Annotated in this window: 19 protein-coding genes; 8 read left to right on the top strand and 11 right to left on the bottom strand. The window is 74.0% G+C overall.

Annotation, left to right across the window (positions count from 1 at the left end; genetic code table 11):
• Positions 1-55: 55 nt before the first annotated feature.
• The gene (gene prmC / locus AAD528_RS12525) at positions 56-925 is read right to left on the bottom strand and encodes a peptide chain release factor N(5)-glutamine methyltransferase (RefSeq protein WP_375339621.1); all 870 of its coding nucleotides are present in this window, start codon (positions 923-925) and stop codon (positions 56-58) included.
• 251 nt (positions 926-1,176) lie between these two features.
• Here prmC and cysK point away from each other — a divergent pair, with 251 nt between their 5' ends.
• The 5 genes from cysK to AAD528_RS12500 all read left to right on the top strand — a co-directional run bounded on the left by cysK (position 1,177) and on the right by AAD528_RS12500 (position 6,427).
• The gene (gene cysK, locus AAD528_RS12520; RefSeq protein WP_345752412.1) at positions 1,177-2,115 is read left to right on the top strand and encodes a cysteine synthase A; all 939 of its coding nucleotides are present in this window, start codon (positions 1,177-1,179) and stop codon (positions 2,113-2,115) included.
• Positions 2,115-2,678 (top strand): serine O-acetyltransferase EpsC, encoded by a 564-nt coding sequence (epsC, locus tag AAD528_RS12515; RefSeq protein WP_345752411.1) that lies wholly within the window; start codon positions 2,115-2,117, stop codon positions 2,676-2,678. The genes cysK and epsC overlap by 1 nt, the downstream gene beginning before the upstream one ends.
• Position 2,679: 1 nt before the next feature.
• Complete coding sequence (locus tag AAD528_RS12510; protein ID WP_345752410.1) at positions 2,680-4,071, top strand: amidase; 1,392 nt, start codon at positions 2,680-2,682, stop codon at positions 4,069-4,071.
• 109 nt (positions 4,072-4,180) lie between these two features.
• A complete protein-coding gene (locus AAD528_RS12505) occupies positions 4,181-5,806 on the top strand; it encodes a polysaccharide biosynthesis tyrosine autokinase (protein WP_345752409.1) in 1,626 nt (541 codons plus the stop codon).
• A gap of 6 nt (positions 5,807-5,812) precedes the next feature.
• Positions 5,813-6,427 (top strand): arsenate reductase/protein-tyrosine-phosphatase family protein, encoded by a 615-nt coding sequence (locus AAD528_RS12500; protein WP_345752408.1) that lies wholly within the window; start codon positions 5,813-5,815, stop codon positions 6,425-6,427.
• Here the strand turns inward: AAD528_RS12500 and AAD528_RS12495 are convergent.
• From AAD528_RS12495 to AAD528_RS12470, 6 genes are all read right to left on the bottom strand, one after another.
• Positions 6,376-7,509, bottom strand: coding sequence for a glycosyltransferase (locus AAD528_RS12495; protein WP_345752407.1), 1,134 nt, complete (start codon positions 7,507-7,509; stop codon positions 6,376-6,378). The genes AAD528_RS12500 and AAD528_RS12495 overlap by 52 nt on opposite strands.
• On the bottom strand, positions 7,506-8,525 hold the full coding sequence (locus AAD528_RS12490) for a glycosyltransferase family 4 protein (protein ID WP_345752406.1): 1,020 nt from the start codon (positions 8,523-8,525) through the stop codon (positions 7,506-7,508). The genes AAD528_RS12495 and AAD528_RS12490 overlap by 4 nt, the downstream gene beginning before the upstream one ends.
• Positions 8,522-10,444 (bottom strand): glycosyltransferase, encoded by a 1,923-nt coding sequence (locus AAD528_RS12485; protein ID WP_345752405.1) that lies wholly within the window; start codon positions 10,442-10,444, stop codon positions 8,522-8,524. Before AAD528_RS12485 ends, AAD528_RS12490 begins: the two co-directional genes overlap by 4 nt.
• Positions 10,445-10,574: 130 nt before the next feature.
• Positions 10,575-11,735: a glycosyltransferase family 4 protein gene (locus AAD528_RS12480; protein WP_345752458.1), complete on the bottom strand. Its 1,161-nt coding sequence runs from the start codon at positions 11,733-11,735 to the stop codon at positions 10,575-10,577.
• Entirely contained in the window at positions 11,735-13,084 is a 1,350-nt protein-coding gene (locus AAD528_RS12475) for an O-antigen ligase family protein (RefSeq protein WP_345752404.1), read from the bottom strand. Before AAD528_RS12475 ends, AAD528_RS12480 begins: the two co-directional genes overlap by 1 nt.
• A gap of 43 nt (positions 13,085-13,127) precedes the next feature.
• Complete coding sequence (locus AAD528_RS12470; RefSeq protein WP_345752403.1) at positions 13,128-14,180, bottom strand: glycosyltransferase family 4 protein; 1,053 nt, start codon at positions 14,178-14,180, stop codon at positions 13,128-13,130.
• 277 nt (positions 14,181-14,457) lie between these two features.
• Between AAD528_RS12470 and AAD528_RS12465 the strand changes: the two genes are divergently transcribed.
• A complete protein-coding gene (locus tag AAD528_RS12465; RefSeq protein ID WP_345752402.1) occupies positions 14,458-16,221 on the top strand; it encodes an ABC transporter ATP-binding protein in 1,764 nt (587 codons plus the stop codon).
• A 10-nt stretch (positions 16,222-16,231) separates the two neighbouring features.
• Here the strand turns inward: AAD528_RS12465 and AAD528_RS12460 are convergent, their stop codons facing one another.
• The 4 genes from AAD528_RS12460 to AAD528_RS12445 all read right to left on the bottom strand — a co-directional run bounded on the left by AAD528_RS12460 (position 16,232) and on the right by AAD528_RS12445 (position 20,306).
• Positions 16,232-17,062: an alpha-1,2-fucosyltransferase gene (locus AAD528_RS12460; protein WP_345752401.1), complete on the bottom strand. Its 831-nt coding sequence runs from the start codon at positions 17,060-17,062 to the stop codon at positions 16,232-16,234.
• A complete protein-coding gene (locus AAD528_RS12455) occupies positions 17,059-18,015 on the bottom strand; it encodes a glycosyltransferase family 2 protein (protein WP_345752400.1) in 957 nt (318 codons plus the stop codon). The genes AAD528_RS12460 and AAD528_RS12455 overlap by 4 nt, the downstream gene beginning before the upstream one ends.
• Positions 18,012-19,058 carry a glycosyltransferase family 2 protein gene (locus tag AAD528_RS12450; protein WP_345752399.1) on the bottom strand — a complete coding sequence of 349 codons (1,047 nt, stop codon included), beginning with the start codon at positions 19,056-19,058 and terminating at the stop codon, positions 18,012-18,014. The genes AAD528_RS12455 and AAD528_RS12450 overlap by 4 nt, the downstream gene beginning before the upstream one ends.
• A 90-nt stretch (positions 19,059-19,148) precedes the next feature.
• The gene (locus AAD528_RS12445; RefSeq protein ID WP_345752398.1) at positions 19,149-20,306 is read right to left on the bottom strand and encodes a glycosyltransferase family 4 protein; all 1,158 of its coding nucleotides are present in this window, start codon (positions 20,304-20,306) and stop codon (positions 19,149-19,151) included.
• Positions 20,307-20,432: 126 nt separating this feature from the next.
• Between AAD528_RS12445 and AAD528_RS12440 the strand changes: the two genes are divergently transcribed.
• Both AAD528_RS12440 and AAD528_RS12435 read left to right on the top strand, forming a co-directional pair.
• On the top strand, positions 20,433-21,668 hold the full coding sequence (locus AAD528_RS12440) for a glycosyltransferase (RefSeq protein WP_345752397.1): 1,236 nt from the start codon (positions 20,433-20,435) through the stop codon (positions 21,666-21,668).
• Between the two features lie 79 nt (positions 21,669-21,747).
• Positions 21,748-22,908, top strand: coding sequence for an acyltransferase family protein (locus AAD528_RS12435; protein ID WP_345752396.1), 1,161 nt, complete (start codon positions 21,748-21,750; stop codon positions 22,906-22,908).
• Positions 22,909-22,993: the final 85 nt, after the last annotated feature.

The following is a 22,993-nucleotide window of genomic DNA, read 5'->3' as shown; positions in this document are numbered from 1 at the left end:
CCGCGGCACGGTCGCCTCGCTCCCACACGCGGGGTTTCACCGCTCGGGGGTCGCTCTATGGGCGGATCGCGGTCGTGGTGCGGTCGCGGAGGGTGAGGTCGGGGTGGGTGGCGGCGGCGCGCCAGCCGTCGGCGGCGAGCAGGTCGCGGATCGCGCGGCCCTGCAGCTCGCCGTGCTCGATCACGAGCAGGCCGCCCGGGCGGAGCAAGCGCGTGCCGACGCGGCTGAGCTCGCGCACGACATCGAGGCCGTCGGGACCGCCGTAGAGCGCCGCGCGGGGATCGTGCAGGCGCACCTCCGGATCGCGCGGGATCGCGTCGTCCGGCACGTACGGCGGGTTGGAGACGACGACGTCGACCGTGCCGTCCAGCTCGGGGAAGGCCACGGCGAGATCGGCGAACACGAGGCGGAGGTTCGACGCGCCGATCCGGCGCACGTTCTCCTTGGTCCAGACGAATGCGTAGGGCGAGTTCTCCGCGGCGTGGACGCGCGCGTGCGGCACCTCGGTGGCCATCGCGAGCGCGATCGCGCCGCTGCCGGTGCCGAGGTCGACGCCGACCGGCTCGGGCACGGGGGCCGCGCGCAGCGCGTCGATCGCGAACTGCGCGACCGACTCGGTCTCGGGCCGCGGCACGAAGACGCCCGGTCCGACGGCGAGCTCGAGGTGGCGGAAGTACGCGATGCCCGTGATGTGCTGGAGCGGCTCGCGGGCGGCGCGGCGCGCGACGAGATCCTCGTACGCGAGGGCCTCCTCGGCCGTGAGCTCGTCGCCGCGGACGACGCCCGCCTGCACCTCGCCGCGGCCCTGGTCGCGCAGGTGCGCGAGCAGCAGCTCGGCGTCGACCTGGGGATCGGGGACCCCCGCGCCGGCCAGGCGCTCGGAGGCCCGCCGCAGCGCGTCGCGCAGCGCGCGGGAGACGTGCAGCTCCTCTGCGGCGTGCAGCGTGGTCACTTCGGCTCCGTCCGGCCGCTCGGGTGCGGCGCATGAGGACACAGCCTAATCCCGACCGGATGCCCGCGGCGGGATGGAACCGGACCGCCCCCGGATACCGGGCCCGGAATACACCGCGCCCGGTCGATCCCGTCACACGCGGGACACCGCCGCCGCGCGACGCCTACGCTGGTGCTGCGGCCGTGTCGCGTCCGGCCCCGCCCACATCGATGAGGAGAAGCGCCATGCCCGGCATCCACGCCGACATCACCACCGCGTTCGGCAACACGCCGCTCGTGAAGCTCAACAAGGTCACCGACGGCACCTCGGCCGAGGTGCTCGCGAAGCTGGAGTTCTACAACCCCGCCTCGAGCGTGAAGGACCGCCTGGGCATCGCGCTGGTGGACGCGGCGGAGCAGTCGGGCGAGCTGCAGCCGGGTGGCACGATCGTCGAGTCGACCAGCGGCAACACCGGCATCGCGCTCGCCATGGTGGGCGCCGCGCGCGGCTACCGCGTCATCCTGACCATGCCGGCCTCGATGTCCAAGGAGCGTCGTGTGCTGCTCAAGGCGTTCGGCGCCGAGCTGGTGCTGACGGACCCGACCAAGGGCATGTCGTTCGCGGTCGAGGAGGCCAAGCGCATCGTCGCCGAGACGCCGGGCGCCATCTGGGCGCGCCAGTTCGAGAACGAGGCGAACCCCGAGATCCACCGCCGCACGACGGCCGAGGAGATCCTGCGCGACACGGACGGCCGGGTCGACGTCTTCGTCGCCGGCATCGGCACGGGCGGCACGATCACGGGCGTCGGCCAGGTGCTCAAGGAGAAGGTGCCGGGCGTGCAGGTCGTCGCCGTCGAGCCCAAGGACTCCCCCGTGCTGAGCGAGGGACGTCCCGGTCCGCACAAGATCCAGGGCATCGGCCCGAACTTCGTGCCGGCGATCCTCGATCGTGGCGTGATCGACGAGGTCGTGCCCGTCGAGTTCGACGACGCGCTGCGCGTCGCGCGCGAGCTCGCGGCGTCGGAGGGCCTGCTCGTGGGCATGTCGTCGGGCGCCGCCGTGTGGGCCGCGCTCGAGGTCGCGAAGCGCCCCGAGAGCGCCGGCAAGCGGATCGTCGTGATCGTGCCCGACACGGGCGAGCGATACCTCACGACGGCCCTGTTCGAGGACCTGCGCGAGGACTGATGCTGGACCGGATCCGCGAGGACGTCGCCGCCGCCCGTCTGCGGGACCCGGCGGCGCGCGGCGGCCTCGAGATCGCCCTGCTGTACCCGGGGCTGCACGCGGTGTGGGCGCATCGCGCCGCGCACGCGCTGTGGATCCACGGCGCGCGGTTCGTCGCGCGGGCCCTCTCGCAGGGGGCTCGTGCGCTGACCGGCATCGAGATCCACCCCGGCGCGACGATCGGCCGGCGGCTGTTCATCGACCACGGCATGGGCGTGGTGATCGGCGAGACCGCCGAGGTGGGCGACGACGTGCTGCTGTACCACGGCGTGACGCTCGGCGGCCGTTCGACCGAGAAGGGCAAGCGGCACCCCACGATCGGCGACGGTGTCGCGGTCGGGGCGGGCGCGAAGATCCTGGGCCCGGTGACGGTCGGCGCATACAGCCTCGTCGGGGCGAACGCCGTGGTGACGCGCGATGCCCCGCCGTACAGCGTGCTCACCGGCGTGCCGGCGAAGGCGCGCCCGCGGCGCGACGGCGAGGACTCCAGGGCGCTGCTGACCGCCCCCGAGTACGTGATCTGACGTGACGGATCTGCACGAGCTCGGCCTGCGCACGCTCGCGGCCGCGCTGCGCGACGGCGAGGTCACGCCGGTCGAGGCGACGTCCTACTTCCTCGCGCGCGTCGAGGCGCGGGCGGGCCTCGGCGCGTTCGTCGAGGTCACGGCCGACCGCGCGATGCGGCGCGCACGCGAACTCGGCGCGCCCCCGGCCGATCCACCGCCGCTGTGGGGCGTGCCCTTCGCGGACAAGGATCTGACGGCCCGCGCGGGTGTGCCCACGCGCTACGGCTCGCGCGTGAACGCGGATCACGTCCCCGACCGATCCGATCCGCTCGCCGTGGTCATGGACGAGGCGGGCGCGATCAGCCTGGGCAAGACCGCCACGCCGGAGTTCGGGCTCACGGGCTTCACGGAGACGCGGATCGGGCCGCCGGCGCGTGACCCCTGGGACCCGGCGAACGGCGCGGGCGGCTCCAGCGGCGGCGCGGCCGTCGCCGTGGCGGCGGGTCTCCTGCCCGCGGCTCCCGCGTCGGACGGCGGCGGGTCGATCCGGATCCCCGCGGCCACGGTCGGCGTGGTGGGCCTGAAGCCCTCCCGCGGGCGCGTGCCCGCCGGCTCCGGCCTGGACTCGCCCGGCGGCCTCGCGGTCGCCGGTCCCCTCGCGCGCTCGGCCGACGACGCCGCGATGCTGCTGGACGTGCTGGCGGCGGGCCCCCACCCCTACGCCACGCAGGCGCCGGGCGAGGGCCCGTTCTCGGAGGCCGCGCGCGTGCTGCCGGGTCAGCTGCGCCTCGGTGTCACCACGACGTCCCCGTGGGACGAGACCATGGACATCCGGCTCGATTCGACCGCGCGCGCGGCGCTGGACGAGGCGATCCGCGTCCTGGACGGCGCGGGCCACGCGATCGAGGACGCCGGGTGGCGGCCGTCGGGCTACGCCGAGATGTTCATGACCCTGTGGCGCGCATCCGCGGCGCGCATCCCCGTGCCGGACGATCGGCTCGGCGAGGTCGAGCCGATCACGGCCTGGCTGATCCGCGAGGGGCGGGCGCTGCCGTCCGACCGCCTGCTGTCGGCGTTCGCGGCGGCCTCCGCGTTCGAGCGGGACACGATCACGGCATTCGACGGCTTCGACGCCGTGCTGACGCCCGCGCTCGCCCTGCCGCCGCAGCCCGTCGGCTGGTTCGCGCAGGACGATCCCGAGCGCAGCTTCGCGCGGCAGTGCGAGTACGCGCCCTACAGCAGCTTCGTCAACGTCGCGGGCCTGCCCGCCGTGACGGTGCCGATGACCGCCGACGGCCATCCCGTCAGCGTGCAGATCATCGGCCGGCCGGGAGGTGAGGCGCTCATCCTGTATCTCGCGGCGCACCTCGAGCGCGCCCGCGGGCCGCTGCCCTGGCCTCCCGGGGCGTGAGCCGGGTCGGCACTCGCCTGCCGGTCCCACCCACGAGGACGGATAGGCTGACCACGTTCTCACCTGAGTACAGTGACCGTGTCCCGTCTCGCGTCGATGCAGGAGCCTCGTGACCTTCCGCCAGATTCTCGCCGTTCTGTGGCAGCGCCGCTGGGTGGTCGTCGTGATCGTGCTGGTCGCCGCGATCGCCTCCGCGGCCTACACGTCGCAGCAGACGCCCGAGTACGCGTCCACGACGACTCTTCGCCTGAGCGCGGTCGCGACGTCCGGTCAGCTGCAGGAGCAGCTGGGCAGCGTCGAGGTCGACCTCGACAGCTCGGCCATCACCTCCCGGCCGGTCCTCCAGGAGGCAGCCCGTGCTCTGGGAGAACCTGTCGCGGTCCTGGAAGGACAGGTGTCGTACGACGTCGCGCCGGGCGAGCTCGCCGACCAGGTGATCGTCACCGCGTCGGCCGAATCGGCCCGGGCGTCCCGCCGGCGCGCCGACGCCGTCGCCGAGGCCTATGCCGCCTACCTCGCTGCTCAGGTCGAGACCGGCGTCGCGACCCTCCAGGAGCGGTACGACCGATCCATCGAACTCGCGAAGGAATACCAGGATCAGGTCCAGCGGGACTCCGAGGACATGATCGCCGCCGCGAATCTCTCCGGCGAGCTGGCGCGCGCCAGTGCCCTCTCGGCGCAGCTCACGGCCATCGGCAACGCCGGCGCGCCGGCTATCGTGACGGAGGCCGCACGCGACGGCGAGCGGCAGGGCACGCCGGCGATCGCCATCATCGCCACGGCGCTCGCCGCGGGCCTGATCGCGGGCGTCGGCCTCGCCCTCATCATCGACCAGTTCGACACGAGGATCCGTCACTCCCGCGAGCTCGAGAGGCTCGCCGGCGCACCGCTGCTCGCCGAGCTCCCGCGCGACAGGAAGGCCGCGAAGTCCCGCGAGCCCCTGCACGTCGCGGCGCGCGCGGCCACGCCGCTCAACGAGGGATTCCGCGCGCTGCGCACGAGCCTGCAGGTGCTCCTCCCTCCCGAACGGGCCATCGTCGTGCTCACGAGCGTCGAGCCGGGCGACGGCAAGTCGTTCATCTCGGCGCGCCTCGCGGTCGCCTGGGCGCGCGCCGGCAAGAGCACGATCCTCGTGGGCGGCGATCTGCGACGTCCCGGGCTCGCCACCTACTTCGGCGACGCCGCGGAGGGCGAGGGACTCGCCGAGCTGCTGTGGCACGCCCCGCAGCACGACGGCCCTCCGTCCGGCGAGCAGATCGACGCGCTTCTGCGCGGGACCGATGTGCGGGGACTGCGCATCCTGCCGTCAGGCACCGCGGATGCCGACACCTCCGACCTGCTGGCACTGCCCGAGCTGGACGACGTGCTCACGCACCTCGGCGCGAGTGCCGACATCGTCCTGATCGACGCGCCCCCCTCGCTCGCCCTCACCGACGCGGCGCTGCTGGCCGCGCATGCGTCCGGCGTCGTCGTGATAGCGGCGATGCACCGCACGACGCGGGATCGGATGACCACCGTCCTGAACGAGCTCACGACGAACGGTGCGACGGTGCTCGGCGTCGTCGCGAACCGCTCGCGGCGCAAGCTCCCGGCCTCGTACGCGGCCTACCAGCGCGACACGCAGACGGCGGCGCGGGACTCTTCGGGTCCGCGCCGTACGGGGCGTCCGGAGCCTGCTCCCGATGGGGCCGCCGAGGACGCCGGCGCCGATCCGGCCGACACCGACGCGCGCTGACGAGGCATGCCGCAGCAGACGGGCCGCTCCCCGCGCGAGACCGCGCCGGTCCGCGTGCTGTACGTGTGCACCGCGAACCGCTGCCGCTCGCCCTTCGCCGAGCAGATCCTCCGCCGCGCGGCGGGCTCCCTGCCCCTTTCCGTCGCGTCCGCCGGGGTCCTGGAGGGCGGGCATCCGACACCGCGCAACGGCGTCGCAGTCGCGCGCGAGCGGGGGCTGGATCTCGCCGGCCATCGCAGCGCATCGCTGAGCGCCATCGACGTGGACGGGTTCGACCTCATCCTGACGATGGAGCGCGGCCTCTCGCGAGAGCTGGTCGCCGCGCACCCGGGGATGCGGGCGCGCGTCTTCACCGTGCGGCAGTTCGATCGCCGGCGCGACGGCCTCCCCGTCCCGCCTGCCCTGCCGCTCGGCCCCTGGCTCGACGAGGCCGCCTCGGGCGACGCGCGAGTCCGGCTGTTCGGGCCGGACGAGGACGACACCCCCGATCCGCTCACGGGGCCGAAGCGGGCGTGGCGGCGCCTGGCGGACGAGCTCGAGCCGCATGCCGAGGCGCTCGTCGCCTGGCTCTACGCTGGGGGGGCCGCCGGCGAGCCGATCCCCCGCAGCAGCGCGTCGTAGTCGGCGACGCGTTCCGACCAGTCCGGCACGGCGGGCGACGAGCGCGCGGACGGCGCCCCGAGCGTGCGCACGAGCGCGTCGCCGAAGCCGGCGGCGTCCGCGATCACCGTGCCCGGCGTCCCGGCGCGCTCCCGGAAGCCCGCGACGGGCGTCGAGACGATCGGGCGACCGACCGCGAGGTACTCGTACGCCTTGATCGGGTCGAGGCTGTCGGTGAAGGGCGAGACGACGTGCGGCACGGCCAGCGCATGCGCGTGCTGCAGATACGCGGGGATCGCCGCCCATGGTCGGGGGCCGAGGAGCCGGATGCCCGGCGTCGCGCGCAGCGCCTCGCTGTGCGCGCGAGAGAGCGCATCCGGTCCGACGAGCGCGATCGCGCCCCCCGCCTCCGCGACCCGGGGGCCGATCCGCGTCAGCAGCGGCACGTCGAGCCGGTCCTCGTGCAGCGTGCCGACGTAGACCGCGACCGGATCCGCCGGCAGGTCGTCCGGGCGCGGCAGCGGGCGGCGGTAGCGCTCCACGTCGACGGCGTTGGGGATGAGCACCGGATGCGCCCCGGCCTTGCTCTCGGCCAGCCCCGGCGAGCACACCACGACCCGCCGGCTGCGGCTCAGCAGCTCCGCATCCCCCTCGACCAGGCGGGCGTGCTCGCGGGGTGCCCGCTCCGCGCGCGTCCAGTCGTCCGTGATGTCGTACACCGCGTCCCATCCGGTGCGCTCCGCGAGGCGCCACCAGCGCGGATCGTTGAGCCACAGGATCGGCTCCCGCCAGCCGAGCCGCGCGACGGCGCGGCGGACCTGGCCGTGCAGGAGGCGGTCGGCGAGCGGGCCGGCGGCGCGCGGAAGCGCCTTGACCGGCTCAAGCAGGCGCAGCCGGCCACCGTGCCCGGCGGCGTCCCGGAAGCCCGTCGCGGGCCGCGGCCGGCGACGGGAGCGCACGTCGTGGAGCGGGTCGGAGGGCGGCTCCACGAACAGCACGGATCTGTCGTCGTCGCGCCGCAGCAGGCCGTCGATCAGGTACTGGTTGCGGCGCCACACGTCGTCCCACGGCTCCAGCGAGACGACGACGAGAGGCCGCGTCACAGGAGACGCTCGTAGAGGTCGATGGTGCGGTCGGTCTGACGGCGGAACGTGAACTCCGCCCGCTGCCGGGCCCGCAGCGCCTCGCCGTACGCGGACCGTCGATCGCCGTCGGACGCCAGCGCGTCGATCCGGGCGGCCAAGGCCGCCGCATCCTCCGGCGGGAACAGGGCCGCGCCGGCGACGCCGCCCACGGTCTCGCGGTGCCCGCCGGCGTCCGACGCTACGACGGGCAGGGCATGCGCCATCGCCTCGACCACCGAGAGTCCCAGACCCTCGCGCGGCGTGGGCGCCACGAGCAGCGACGCCCGGTCGTACAGCGCGGAGACGTCGCGCACGAAGCCGAGGAAGTCGACCGTGGCGGCCACGCCGACCTCCTGCGCCAGGCGTTCGAGCGCCGGCCGCTCCGAGCCGTCACCCGCGATCGCGAGCCGCCACCCCGCGCCGCGCGCGCTCGTGCGGGCCCACGCGTGCAGCACGTCGGCGGTGTGCTTCTCGCTCTCCAGCCGCTGCGCCACGAGCACGAGCCGCTCGCGTGGCGCCGCGGACGGCTCGCGGTCCTCGACACCCGTGTGGATGACCTCGCTGTCGCCCTCGACGTGCGCGGCGACGTAGTGCGAGATCGCGATCTGCGCGCGCACCCTGCTCGCCACGGCCCCCGCGATGACGCGGTTGGGCGCCGTGCTGCCGCGGCGGGCGGCGAAGTGCCGGGTGCTCACGAGCGACGCACCGCGGCGGGCGACGAGACCCGCGACGATGTCCGCATCCGTCATGTGGCTGTTGATGATGCCGGCATCCGGGATGCTCCGCAGCGCGCGGGCGGCCGCCGCCCGGGTCGCGCCCGGCAGCCACCGCGCGCCGATCGATTCCAGCGCGGCCGGGAACACGGCGGGATCGCCGCCGATCACGCTCACCCGCAGGCCCCGGTCGGCCTGCTGGCGGGCGGCGCTCAGAACGTAGCGCTCCACGCCCGCGAAGGCCGCCGAGCACACGAGGTGCACGACGTGGGGGCGCATCATCCGGCCTCGCCGAGCGTCGCGACGGGCCCGTGCGCGTACAGGGCGCGACGCCGACGCGCCGCCGCGCCGCGCACTCCCGGCAGCACGACGCCGCGCACGGCGGAGCCCGCGATCAGCGCGAGCCGGTAGACCTGCCATCCGACGGTCCCGAAGTGCTTGCGGATGTACTTCTCGGCGCTCGCGTGGAACAGCAGGTCCCGGCGCGAGTCGTCGCTGCTCGTCGCGGCGCCGATGTGGGTCGATCTGACCTCCGCGACGTCGATCCCCCATCCGCGGTCGCGGGCGCGCTTCTGCCAGTCCACCTCCTCCGCGTAGAGGAAGAAGCGCTCGTCGAACAGGCCGACGTCGGCGACGGCCTCGGCGCGCAGCAGCAGGATGGACCCGATCGCGAAGCCCTTCGCACGGTTGAGCCGCCCCAGTCCCACGGCCTCCACCCAGGCGCGCAGCGGGTGCGGGAACGGCCACCACACCCGCACGGGTGCGCCCGAGGCCGGATCGGTCTGCGCCGCGCCGACCGCCGCGAGCCGCGCACGCGCGTGCAGGGCGCCGTGCAGGCGCTCGACGCCCGCGGCATCGATACGGGCGTCGGGGTTCAGCAGCAGCACGTCGTCGCCCGTCAGACCGCGCTCGGCAAGCGAGCGCAGTGCGACGTTGACCCCCGCGCCGAAGCCGAGATTGCGCCCCGGGTCGAGATAGAGCGCGCCGTGCCGCTCCGCGACCGCGCGGGTCTGCGTCGAGGAGGAGTTGTCCACGATCGTGAGTGGGAAGCCGCCGCCCAGTTCGGCGAGCGCACCGTCGAGCAGGCCCGGGTCGCCGTACGCCACCGCGACGACCTGCGGAGCTCGTGCCGCGCCCGCGTCGGCCGCCGGCGCGGCGACGGCGTAGAGCTCGTCGTGGAGCGCCCCGACCCGCTCCCACGTGAAGTCCGTCGCGTGTGCGAGTCCCCGCGCGCGCAGGCGCGACCACGTGTCGGGGGCGAGCGCCTCGTCGAGGCCGGCGGCGAGCGCCCCGGGATCACCGGGCTCGACCAGCACTCCGGCATCGGCCACCACATCCGGGATCGCGCCCGTGCGGCTCGCGACGACCGGCACGCCCGAGGCCATCGCCTCGACGGCCACGCGGCAGAACTGCTCAAGCCAGCCCGGCGTCGGCACGGACGGCACCGCCAGCGCGTCGAGCCTCCGGTACCGCGCCGCGAGCTCGGCGCCCTCCGCGAATCCGAGGAAGGACACCCGGTCCGCGATGCCGAGTCGGGCGGCGAGCGCGACGAGCTCGGTGCGATCCGGTCCATCGCCCGTGATCTCGACGCGCCACGCCGGCCGCTCCGCGGCGGCGCGCAGCAGGACGTCGACGCCCTTGTGGGATTCGAGCCGCCCGACGTAGCCGACCACCGGGCGCTCCCGCACGGCGGGACGCGCGTCGGGGTGGAAGGTCGACAGGTCGACGCCGAGGGGGACGAGCCGCGCGGCGCCCCGCAGGCCCTTGCGCACGAGGATGTCGCCCGCCTCGCGGTTGCAGACCGAGGCCCCGGCGGCGCCCCGCAGCGCCCACCGTTCGAACCACCGGATCGGCACCGGATAGCGCTTGTCGATGTTCTGCGCGGAGTACAGGACGTAGGGCGCCCGGTTGCGGCGGAGCCGGCGCAGCAGCAGGATCTCGGCGGTCGCGAGCGCGAACGGCTCCTCGTGCAGGTCGATGAGGTCGACGGGCTCGCCCAGCGCCCGCCAGAGGGGTCGCGGGTCGAACAGGAAGCCGTTCGGGTGGGAGCCGATCGTGCGCACGCCCTCCACGAACGTGTCGGATCCGGGCGCGAGGACGAGGTCGCGCCCGCCCTCGTTCCATCGCCGCGCCGAGAGGAGGCGGATGTCGTGACCGCGCGCCCGCAGCACGCGCTCGCGCTCGCGCCACGCGTCGACCACGCCGTGATGCGCGACCCTCAGAACCCGTGCCACTCGATCCCCGCCCCCGTCGTTGCTCATCACCTCCTGGAGTGCATTCCCGCGCGGGGGATACATCCGGCGGCGGATCCCGGTCGAAACGTCGCGCGGATCAGCCGGTCCGGTCCGCGAGCTCGTCGAGCACGGCCGCGAGGTGAGACCACGCCCAGGTCCAGTCCCGCGCCAGCGCGCTGCGCCTCGCCTGTCCGCCCAGCGCCCGGCGACGCGCGGGATCCTCCACGAGCGCGGCGATCGCGTCGGCGAGCTCCGCGGGGCGATCCGGGTCGAACAGGATGCCGGCATCCCCGAGCGCCTCGGGGATGCCGCCGCGTCGCGCGGCGATCACGGGCAGGCCGGTCGCGAGCCCCTCGCCCACCGTGAGCGCCCAGGGCTCCGGCCAGCGCGAGGGCAGCACCAGCACGTCGGCGGTGCGCAGCAGCGCCGGCAGCTCGGCGCGCGCGACGAACGGCTCGAAGCGCACGGTGCCGGGCACGCGTGCGGCCAGCTCCCGCAGCCGGTTCTCGTACGGCGAGAGCGCCGCCCCGGAGTCGAAGCCGCGGCTGCCGACGATCACGTACTCGACGTCCTCGCGACGGATCCGCGCCGCCGCGGCGAGCAGGATGTCCGCGCCCTTCTCGGGGATGGCGCGGCCGAGGAACATCACGCGCGGCGGACCGGGAAGCCGTTCCGCCGCCGGTGAGAAGGCCGCCGTGTCGATCCCGTTGCCGACGACCCGGACGCGGTCGTGCAGCGTCCTCGGCAGGTGCGCGCGCATCTGGGCGGCGAGGGCCTCGCTCACGCACACGACGCGGTCCGCCGCCCCCACGATGCGCGTCGCCTCGGCGCGGGAGTAGCTGCGCAGCAGGTCGTTGTGCGCGTACAGCACGGACCGGTGGGCGCTGTCGCTCAGCAGCCACGGGACGATCGGAGCGTTGTGGGCAAGCACGAGGCCGGGCGCCTCGCGCCGCAGGCGGGCGACCGCCGGGGCGAAGTAGCGCTCCGCCCCGCGCCGGGCCAGCCCCATCCGCCCGCGCAGGACATCCGCGTACCACTCTCGGCGCCCCGGGGCGGGCACCCCGTCGTACTCGAGGAGGTCGGCCGAGTCGTAGCGCGGGCGGAACGTGTCCGCCTGCAGGACGACCCGCTGCGGATAGCGCCCGGCATCGCCCGCCGTGCGCGCGCCCGACGCGAGCCCGTGGACGACCGTCGGGATCGCCGATCCGGTGCGGGGCGAGTAGTGATCCCCGGGCGTGATCACGTGGTGCACGTCCATCACGTGCGCACCGTCGGGCGGTGGCGCAGCGTGGGCCCGTGTCGCGGATCCATCGCCGCCTCGGCCGCGGCGCGGTCGCGCGCCTGCACCCCGCAGCAGATGCCGGCGACGATCCAGAGCAGCGATGCCTGCCCCGCGACCCAGTAGAGGTCGAACTGCGCCTGCGCGAACCGCGTCAGCACCACGGCCGCGCCGACCGTGCCGTACACGGGATCCATCCGGATCAGGAACCGCAGCGCGACCGCGAACATCACCAGGAACGCGATGAGGCCCACGACGCCGACGGACGTCAGCACCTCCAGTTCGGCGTTCGGAGGCTGGAAGCGCGCCTCGAACCGGTCGGTGTACCACCACCGCAGCCCGACGCCGAAGATCGGCGACTCCTGCCAGACCTGCAGCGCGTCGTCGTACCAGGTGAGCCGCTGGTGGGCGGAGTTGAACCGGTTGTCGGATGCCAGCTGCGCGTTCACCTCGCTCAGCACGTAGGCGCCGACCGGGATGACCGCGAGCCACACCCATCGGGAATGCCTGCCGGTCTGCGGACGCGGCCGGATGGCGATGAAGAGCATGCCGACGATCGCGCCCACGAGCCCCTGGCGTGACTGCGCCGCGAGCACGCCGAGGCCGCACAGCGCGAGCGCCGTGTACGCCCACCCCCGGGTCCAGCCCGCCCAGACGGGGCGCGCGAAGGCGATCACGACCGCTACCGCGAGCATCCCGCCGATCGTGTTCTTGTGCAGCCCCGGCAAGTAGACGGCCTCGAACGCGCCCGTCCGGACGAAGGCCAGCCCGGCCACGACCGCCGCCCAGCCGCCGATCCCCGAGCACGCGATCAGGTAGGCCGACAGCGCCCTGCGCGCCCGACCCTCACGACCGATCGCGAAGCCGACGACCATGCTCCCCACCACGAGCACCAGCTCGTGCAGCCACTCGAGCACGTTGTCCGAGTAAGGGTGCAGGATCTGGACGGGAATCGCCGCGGCGAGGTAGACGGTGCCCGCCCACAGCAGCGGCTGCAGACCGCGCACATCGCGGCCGCGCAGCAACAGGAAAGCGCCGACCGTGGACCCCGCGAGCACGAGGTCGCTGATGCTGAGCAGACCGCCCACGCGCAGCAGGACGAGCGTAGCCGGGACCGCCGCCACGACCACGAGCGAGAGATCCGCGATCGCGATGCCGAGGATCACGATGCCGGCGGCGACGACGATGCCGAGCGCCGGATCGCGTGCCGTGAGGACGCCGAGCACGACGCCCACGACGACGACCACGGCGCCGCCCACCATCCAGGCGAGGGCGGTCTTCGCCCGAGACAGGTCTCTCGCGCGAGACGGAGATCCCCCGGTCGTCATAGCGCCATGATAGGGACGGGCCACGCGTGCGGCATCCACGGTCTCAGCTGTCGGCGGCGGCCCAGACCGTGGCATGCTCCCGCGCACTGCGCTCCCAGGTGAAGCCGCTCGCACGCGCCCGTCCCGCGGCGATCGCGCCTTCACGGTCGAAGGCGCCGGAGAGCACGTGGCGGATGCCCTCGGCGATCGCCTGGGGCGTGGGGTCCACGAGCGTCGCGGCGCCGCCCGCCACCTCGGGCAGAGAGCTCGTCCGGGCCGCGACGACCGGCACCCCCGCGGCCATAGCCTCGAGGACGGGCAGGCCGAACCCCTCGTAGAGCGACGGCACGACGACCGCCTCGGCCCCCGCGAGCAGCCCCGTCAGCTGCGCATCGGGCAGTCGTCCGACCCGCAGCGCCCGCGGCAGCGCGCGGAAGAGATCGTCGCGCCGCGCGTGCGCGGGCCCGGCGAGCACGAGCGATACGTCGGGGACGGCGTCGTGGACCCGCTCCCAGGCCCCCGCGAGCCCCTCCAGGTTCTTGCGCCGCGTCGCGCCGCCGGCATGCAGCACGTACCGGCCGCGGATGCCGAGCGTCTCCCGCTCGGCCGGCGCCAGCGGCTCGGCCGCGCGGAAGCGCTCGTCCACGCCGAGCGTGACGACATGCAGCCGCTCGACGCCGAACAGCTCGGCGACGTCGGCCGCGGTGTGACGCGAGACGCAGACCACGGCGGCGGCCTCGCGCAGTTCGACGCGCGCCGAGGCGGGGGGCGTTCCCTCGTCGGGGAACCGCCACGCGACGACATCGTGCATCGTCAGCACCTCGCCGGCAGCGGGCGGCAGGCCCAGCTCCATGCGATGGACGAGCGCAGCCCCGGGATAGAGCACACGACCGAGAGCCCGGCGCTCCCGGTACCCCGCACGCGCGAGCCAGCCCACGGGGATGCGCGCGGTGCCCGGCAGTCGCGACCGCAGCGACCGGGCGATCATCCGATCGACGCGCCAGGACCCGCCGACGTCATCCAGGGCGCGCTGCGCGCGCGCGGCGATCTCCTCCTGGTAGACCTGCGCGCCCATGGGCATCGCGGTCGCCGTCGTCGCGATCACGAGCCGCCTCATGAGCGCGCGACGCTCTGCCCGTGCGGTGCGTCTCCCCGGGACCGCGGGACCTGAGTGGTGGACATGGGGTCATCGTAGGGGCTGGCAGGATCGGCGCGCCGCGCGCTGCGGATCCGCGAGATCCGATGTCTCAGAATGCTCGCGCGGTGCTCATAGGGCTGTGACGGAGCCGACCAGGCACCGCCCAGGCCACGGGAGACCCATGTATTCGGAAGCCGCACGCGCACCCCAGCTCAGCACGGCAGGAGACCAGCGCCTCCTCGCCCAAGCAGGACGGATGCTGAGACTCACCGGGACGCAGCCGCGGCGGTGGGTGCTGGGGACGATCCTGGCGTCGCTGGCGTTGGCCCTCCTGGACGGCCTCGGTGTGGCGGCGATGATCCCCCTCACGCAGCTCCTCAGCGGCGTCGGGACGGACAGCGGCGTGCTGCCCGTCATCTCGGGGCTCCTGGGAACCGATTCGCCCTCCGTGCTCATCCCGGCCATCGCCGGGGGCATGGCCGTCGCCTTCATCCTCAAGAGCATCGTCACCCTCGCCTTCCGATGGTGGCTGCTCGGCCGCACGAGCAAGGTCTCGGCGCTCGCGGCGTCCGAACTGCTGCGCCGGTACCTGCTGTCGCCGTACGCCGTACACCGCACGCGTCGCCTCAGCGACGTGTATTGGGCCATCAACGACACGACGACGCTGGCGGGATCCGTGCTCTTCTCGATGCTGACGCTGGTGACGAACGCGATCTTCCTCGTGGGCATCGTGGTCGTGCTGGCTATCGCGTCGCCGCTTGTCACGCTCTTCGTCGCCCTGCTGTTCGCCGGAGCGGTGTTCGGGATCCAGCGCTCTCTGCGCGGCCTGCAGACCAGGATCGGCGAAGAGGTCGCTCGCACGAGCCGCACGGCGTGGCAGTTCCTCCTCCCCGGGTTGGACGGGTTCCGCGAGGCGCGTCTGTCCTCGCGGGCGCGCATCTTCACCGAAGGGTACGAACGCGCCAAGCTTCAGCTCGCGCACCGCGGCCGCCAGCTGGCGATCATCGGCGAGCTGCCGCGCTTCGCGCTCGAGGTGGCGTTCGTGATCGCCATTGGCGGGATCTCGCTGGTGCTCTTCTCGACCGTGGGGCCCGCGGAGGCGCTCGCCGTGCTCGGCGTGTTCTCGGCGGCCGCGCTTCGAGGGCTTCCGACGCTCAATGTGCTCGCGAACAGCTTCGCGGCGATCCGCTCCGGCCGGATCGGCATGCGCGACCTCGGCGTCGCGCTGGACGAGCTGGAGGCCAGCCCCTCGCACCAGGAGGTCCCCCGCGGCGACGTGACGTACGAGGGCGACCTCCGCATCGAGCACGTGTCGTTCCGCTACCCCGACTCGGACCAGCTCATCCTGAACGACGTGTCGCTCACCATCCCGCGTAACCGCACTTTCGCGCTGGTGGGCTCGAGCGGTGCCGGCAAGAGCACGCTGCTCGACCTGGTCCTGGGGCTGCTCGAGCCGACGCAGGGCGACATCCTGTGCGGCAGCGAGTCGATCCAGGCGGACCGTGCGGCCTGGTACGGGGGTCTGGGCGTGGTCCCGCAGGAGGTGTTCCTCCTCAACGACACGCTCGCCCGGAACATCGCGTTCGGACTGGCGCCGGACGAGATCGACCTCGACCGGGTCCGCGAGGTGCTGGCGATGGCCCGGCTCACGGACTTCGTCGCCGAGCTGCCGGACGGCATCGAGACCGAGGTGGGCGAGCGCGGCGTGAGGATCTCGGGCGGGCAGCGCCAGCGCATCGGCATCGCTCGCGCCCTGTACCGGCGACCGTCCCTGCTCGTGCTCGACGAGGCGACCTCGGCGCTCGACAACCTCACGGAGCGCGACATCACCGAGACGCTGGCACGCCTCAAGGGCAGCCTGACGATCGTCATCGTGGCCCACCGGCTGTCGACCGTGCGTCACGCCGACGACCTCGTCTTCCTCAAGGACGGCCGCGTGGACGCGCGGGGCACGTTCGACGAGCTGCGCGCCGCCAACGCCGACTTCGCACGACTCGTCGAGCTCGGCGAGCTCTCCTGAGCCCGTCCGCCTAGAACCCGTCCAGGATCGTCCAACGGGGATCGAGCTGGTACGCCGTCTCCGCCGCCGGCGCGCGGGAGTGGAACCCGGGCATCACGATGACGGCATCGTCGTGGACGACGTCGGCGACGTAGGCCGCCCAGTAGGTGAACGTCGAGTTCGTGCCGACGATGCGGCTCGCGCCGGCGACCGCGAGGAAGTTGGCCCGCGGATCCGGATCCATGTACTCGATCTCCGCGACCCTCGGCCGCAGCACCGGATCGAGGTGCTCCCGGCACCAGTCCGCGTCGTCGGAGACGACGAGCGCCCGATCGACCGCGCCGATGCGATCGAGCGCCGCCGCGACGTATGCGACCTGATCGAAGCCGTAGAGCTCCCGCAGGTGGGGTTCGGCGTAGTAATCGCCGCGGCGCACGTTCACGACGAGCCGGCCGGAGCGATCCGCCGGGATGTGCGCCGCCAGGTGGGCGCGGACGAACGAAGCCAGCGAGTCGCGCGTGAAGTCGACCCCGAAGCGCTGGAAACCGTAGGTCGCGTCCCATTCGCGCCGGTCGTGGACGCGGAGGTCGGTCGGCTCCACGGTGAGCTCACGCAGCGCGGGGAACACGGGCAGCCACTCGTCCATCGCGGGCGACGACATCACCACGGTCGGCCTGCCCTCGGCGCTGCGCCGACTCGCGGCGAGCCACAGGTAGAGCAGATTGCCGAAGCGGGGGCCGACCTGCGGCGTCATGATGACCGTCCGGTCGCCGCGTCCCACCAGGATCTGCCACATCCGGCGCGCTCGCTCGAGGCGCCAGCGGACGTGCCGCACGGCGCGGCGGGCCAGCGGCGAGGTCACGTCCGCTCCTGCCGCGGCGCCCGCGCGAGCCGGGAGGAGGCTCTGGCGCCGACCGCGCGGAGCGCACCGGAGAGGAAGTCCAGCGGCGCCAGCCGCAGCGAGGAGACAGCGTCGGCCGCCGCACGTCGTGCGCCTCCCTGCTTGAGCAGGTGGATGACGCGCGACGCCGAATCCGCCGCCCAGCGTCGATCCTCTCGCCGCAGGTACTCCCGTAGCAGGGCGACGTCCCGTGCCGCGTCCTGCGCCTCCGCGAGCGCGATGTTCTGCTGCACGGCACGGCGCGCACCGGCGCGCAGACTGTCCGGCGAGGCGTTCGTCATGTTGAGATCGTGTCGCCGGTACTGCACCAGCGAGGTGGCCGTTCCGGAGAGGCCGCCCACGCGCACGAGGCGGAGAATGTATTCGATGTCCTCGGCCATCGAGAAGCTCTCGTCGAAGAGTCCCGTCCGAGCGAAGGCCTCGCGACGTATCGCCAGCGTCGTGATCCGCGGCAGCGGCACACGACCACCGAGGAACTCCTCGCGGGACCCCTCCGGGGTCACCCAGCTCCCGAACACGCGGCCTTCGGAGTCGATGTACTCCCCGTCGCCGAAGACCGCGCACGAGCCGGGGCGCCGCTGGAGCAGCAGGGCCTGCGACTCCAGTCGTCCCGCAGGCCAGAGGTCGTCCTCGTCGAGGAACGTCACGACGTTGGCCGTCGTGGCGCGGACGGCGGCGTTGCGGGCCGCGGGCAGCCCGCGGTTGTCCTGATGGATGACACGTGCGCGCGGCAGACCCTCGACGACGCGGTCGATCTCGTCGGGCGAATCCGACCCGTCGTCGATGACCGTCAGGTTCCAGTCCGTGTACGTCTGGTTCGCGACGGACGCCACCGCGAGCGGCAGGTACCTCGTGAAGCGGTTCGTGCAGATGACGACATCGAAGCCGATCCCGCCCTCGCCCGCGCCGTTCATCGGGCTCCCCAGCGCCCCGCGACGGGAGGCGTCGCGACGCCGGCCGCACGATCGCGGCGGCGTCCCGTCGCGCCCGCGGCCAGTCCCGCAAGCAGGCCCGCGACCTCGGCTGCGACCCGGGTCATCTGCCGCGGCGGCCCGGTGAGACGGCGGACCGGCGAGACGGGCCGGTCGTTCTCGTCGCGCCCCTGCAGGGCGATGCGGCCCGCGAGGCGGAAGCGTCCGCCCTGGTGCCGGACTGCCGTGGCGACGTAGCGGCGCAGGATCGGATCGCGCCACCCGTAGACCCGTGCGAGCAGCACCATGTGGTTGCGCTGCCCGTAGTAGAGGTAGCGGTGGTCGAATCGCCTCCCTTTGGTCGCGTAAGGCGCGGCGACGTGCCGCACCACCGCGCGAGGCTCGAACAGGAGCCGGTATCCCGCCTGACGGACACGCAGGCACGTATCGCTCTCCTCGCGCAGACACGTGCCCGGATAGTTTCCTCGGATACCCCCGAGCCGCAGCAGCACCTGGCGGCGGAACGAGTGGTTCGCGCCCAGCATGTGATCCACATCGACCCGCCTGCCGGGGTCCGCGGCGAAGAACCCGGTCAGCTCGCCGTTCGGGAGCAGGAGACCGATGCGGTCCCACCCCTCTGCGTCCTCGCCCTCGATGCCGTTGTCGGCGCGGCCGCCGACGCCGCCGACACCCTCGTCCTGTGCCTCGTAGGCGTCGACCAGGGCGTCCAGCCAGTCCTCCTGGACGAGGGCGTCGTCGTCGATGAACGCGACGATGTCGCCGACGGCCGCGGCCAGTCCGAGCTGGCGGGACTCCGACATGGTGCCGGGACCCATGGTGTTGCGCACGTAGAGCGCGTGCGGGTGCGCGCGCGTGACGATGTCGTGCGTCCGGCGATCGGGAGAGGCGTCCACCACGATGATCTGCGCCGGCGCGGTGCGCAGACGCCCGAGCTGGGTGAGGCAGTCGTCGATGTGCTGCGGACGTCCCAACGTGATCACGATCACCGAGACGGACATCCGTGCCGCCGGTTGCTGAGCGCTCATGCTTCCCTCCGACCGTGGGTCGCGCCACAGTCGGCTGGGCGCTGGCGCGATCAGCCTAGCGCCCGGCGCGCCCGGCATGTGCGCCGATTCTCACCCGGCGCGCGAGGCCGCGGCGAGCGTCGCGACGCGCGCGTACACGCCCTCGTAGCGGGACGCGGTCTCCTCCCACGTGAACGCGTCGAGCCTCCGGCCGCCGTGCTGCGCCAGTCGGTCCCGCAGAGCACCGTCCGCGATCAGCGCCGTCAGCGCCGCGGCGAACGCCGGCGTGTCGACGGGGTCGCGCAGCAGACCATCCTCGCCGTCCACGACGAACTCGGGCGGACCACCCCGGGTCGTCGCGACGAGCGCCGCTCCGGCGCGCCACGCCTCCAGCGCGGTGATGCCGAAGGCCTCGAACCGGCTCGGCACGGCCACGACCGCCGCATCAGCGAGCAGACCCGCGACCTCGGGACGACCGAGACGCCCCGGGAGCCGCACCCGGTCCCCGAGGCCGTGCTGCTCCGCGCGCTCGCGGACGACTCCGGCCTCGGGCCCGTCGCCGCCGATCACGAGCCCCACGTCGGCGGGCAGGTCCGCGGCCGCGAAGGCCTCGACGAGCAGGTCGAAGCCCTTGACCCGCTGCAGACGGCCGACCGCCGCGATGTACCGGGAGGGCAGTCCCGCGGGCCGGACGGGGACGACCTCGGCGGCGTCGATCCCGTTGAACACCACCTCGCCGCGGCCGGGCGCGAGCCCGAACCGCCGCTCGAGGTCGTCGAGGACGACCTGCGAGCAGCCGGTGATCGCGCTCGCGCGCGCCACGGCGGCCCGCAGCGAGGCCCGGGCGAGCGCCGACGCGTCGAACACGCCGCCGTCGTCGGCGAGCGTCTCGCCGTGCGACGTCAGCACGAGTGGCACGCGCAGCAGGTGCGCCAGGACGCGCGCGAAGGTGCCGTTCGGACCGAAGCATTGGATGTGGACGACCTCTGGGCGCGCGGAGCGCGCCGCGTCGAGCCACGCCCGCATCGCTCCGGGCAGCCGGAGCAGGAACCCGAGGATCGCGCGCGGCGAGCGGGCGGGCAGCGGTGCCGGCAGGTCGCGGACCTCGATGCCGTCGACCTCGCGCACGGCCGCGCGTCCGTCGCGCGCCACGGTCCACACGACGATCTCGTGCCCGCGCTCGGTCAGCACGCGGGCGACATGCCGCACGTGCTCCTCCACTCCTCCCACGTACGGCGCGTAGGAGCTCGTGACGAGTGCGATCCTCACGCGACCACCCTAGGGGGCGCGGGGCGCGGGGCGCGCGCAGACCCCGCGGCACGTATCACGTGGCGGCCTCCGACCTCCCGGTTCTCGGCGACGTTCCCGACGCCATCCGTGATGTCCGGAGGTCCGATGGAGCAGCGCGCATCCGCCGACAACGGCACGGCGACAACCGTGCACGGGAGCGGCGCCGCATCGCTCCGCGTCCTCGTCGTCGACCACACGGGCCAGGAGGGCGGCGCGGAGCTCGCGCTGCTGCGGGTCCTGGAGCGGCTGCACGGCACGCGTGCCGATGTCCGCGCCGTGTTGTTCAGTGCGGGCCCGTTCGCGGGACGCCTGCGTGCCGCGGGCGTCCCGACCGCCGTGCTCGCGCTCGATCCGACGGTCAATGGGACCTCGCGCGAGCGGGTGCTCTCCCCCGCGACCCTCGCGCGGTCGCTCGCGCGCACGGCGCGCTTCGTGCCGCGCCTTGCCCGGGCGATCCGCGAGGCCCGCGCCGAGCTCGTCGTGGCCAACTCGCTGAAGGCCGCGATCCTCACGGCCGTCGCCGCGCCGCTCGCCGGGCGACGCTGGGTGTGGCACCTGCACGACCGGCTCGCGCGCGACTACCTCCCCACGCCGCTCGTCGCCGCCCTGCGGACGCTCGCGGTGCTCGGCCCCCGCGCGATCGTCGTCAACTCGCGAGCCACCCTCGCGACCCTGCCCACGGCGGCGCGCCGGAAGGCCACTCTCGCCTATCCCGGCCTCGCCGCCGGAGCCTTCGAGACCGCACCTGCCCCCGAGGGAGCCCCGCTCGTCGGCCTCATCGGCCGCGTCAGCCCGACCAAGGGACAGCGGGAGTTCCTCGAGGCCGCCGCTGTCGTCTCGCCCTCGTATCCGGACGTGCGGTTCCGGGTCGTCGGGGCCGCACTGTTCGGCGAGGCCGCGTACGAGGCGGAGATCCGCGCGCTCCCCGGCTCGCTCGGCATCGCCGACCGCGTCGAGTTCACGGGGTGGGTGCCCGACGTCGGGCCGCACCTGCGCGAGCTGACGCTGCTCGTGCACGCCTCGCCCGTCCCCGAGCCGTTCGGCCAGGTCGTCGTCGAGGCCGCCGCCGCCCGGGTGCCCGTGGTGGCCACCGCCGCGGGCGGCGTCCCCGAGATCCTCGATCCCGGCTGGGCCGATTCCGGGCGCGACGACGCGGTGCGGGTCGCGCCCCTCGGGCTGCTGGTACGGCCGGGCGACGTGGACGCCCTGGCGGGTGCGATCCGTCTCGCCCTCGACGACCCCCCGGCCCGGGCCGCGCGCGCCGCGGCGGCGGCGGCGGACGCCGCCCGCTTCGCGATCGAGCGCACCGCCGAGCGCGTCTGGGAGGCCTGGGCACGGTAGGTATCACGGGACCGCGACGCGGCCTCTCTCCTCTCGCCGGCGCACCCCAGCCATCCTGCCGCCGGGTCCGGAGGTCCCGATGAAGCACTCCCCGCCGCCGTCCACGGCCCGATCGTCCGAGCGATATCGCGCGATCGACGCGCTCCGCGGCTATGCGGCCCTCTCGGTCCTCGTATTCCACCTCCTGTTCAATTCGGCGTGGTGGGACCTGCTCGCCGGCGGCATGCCCGAGTGGGCGCACCTCGCGGTCGGCTCGCTGCGCAACGGCGTGGCAGTGTTCTTCGTCATCTCCGGCTTCGTGATCGGGTACACAACGCAGCGCCTCGCGACGCCCGGCGATGGGGGGCTGTTCGCGCTGCGTCGTCAGATCCGGCTCGATCCGCCGTACTACGTCATGATCGCCGTCGCGCTCGCCCTCGCGTTCGCCGAGGCCCGCCTCGGCTTCGACACGCGGGAGTTCACGTTCGCCGAGGTCGCCCTCAACCTGCTGTACCTGCAGAACATCTCCGGCGTGCCGGAGATCCTGCCCGTCGCGTGGACGCTGTGCCTCGAGGTGCAGTTCTATCTCGTGGTCGTGGCCGTGACGCTGCTGGCGAGTGCGCTCGCGCGGTCGAACGCGCTGCGGAGGCGATCGATCGCGCGCGGCGCCATGCTCGCCCTCGGCGCGTTCTCGATCTCGATGCCGCTGCTGGGCCTGACCGCGGGACCGTGGTTCATCGGCCTCTGGTGGCAATTCTGCCTGGGGGCGACCCTGTCGTGGTTCGTCCGCGGCGAGATCGGGAACAGGTTCATGCTCGCCGTGCTCGGCGCCGCCGCCGGGATCCTGCTGCTCACCGCCGCGTTCGCGCCGGCGCGCGCCGACGCGTGGTGGGGCGAGTGGTTCGCGCTGGCCGCGGCGATCGCGATCCACGTCTTCATCGTCACGGGCACGCTCACCCGCGGCCACGGGCGCGTGCCGCTCCACCTGGGCCGCCTGTCCTACTCCCTCTACCTCGTGCACTTCCCGGTCGCAGGGATGACGATGGGCGCCATCCTGAAGATCACCGGGCCCTCGATCCCGGCCGCCGTCTTCGCCGTCGTGGCGGGCGCGGTCACGAGCCTCATCGCGGCCGAGCTGCTGATGCGCTTCGTCGAGGGTCCGGCGATCCGCTGGGCGGTGCGCCTCAAGGACCGCGCCCGGATGACGCCGGCCCGCGCTCCGCGGGCCGCACGTCCGCAGACGGCGCCGACGGGAGCCTGACCCGTGTCTCCGGGGATCGGCCGAGCGTCCGGCGCCGGTATCACCAGCCGGCGGCAGGGCTCCTTCTTCGCGGCGAAGGCCCAGA

The sequence above is a fragment of the Microbacterium rhizophilum genome (genome assembly GCF_039605615.1).
Classification (GTDB): domain Bacteria; phylum Actinomycetota; class Actinomycetes; order Actinomycetales; family Microbacteriaceae; genus Microbacterium; species Microbacterium rhizophilus.
Note: the sequence above shows the minus strand (reverse complement) of the source record. Positions and strands in the feature narration are given on the sequence as shown.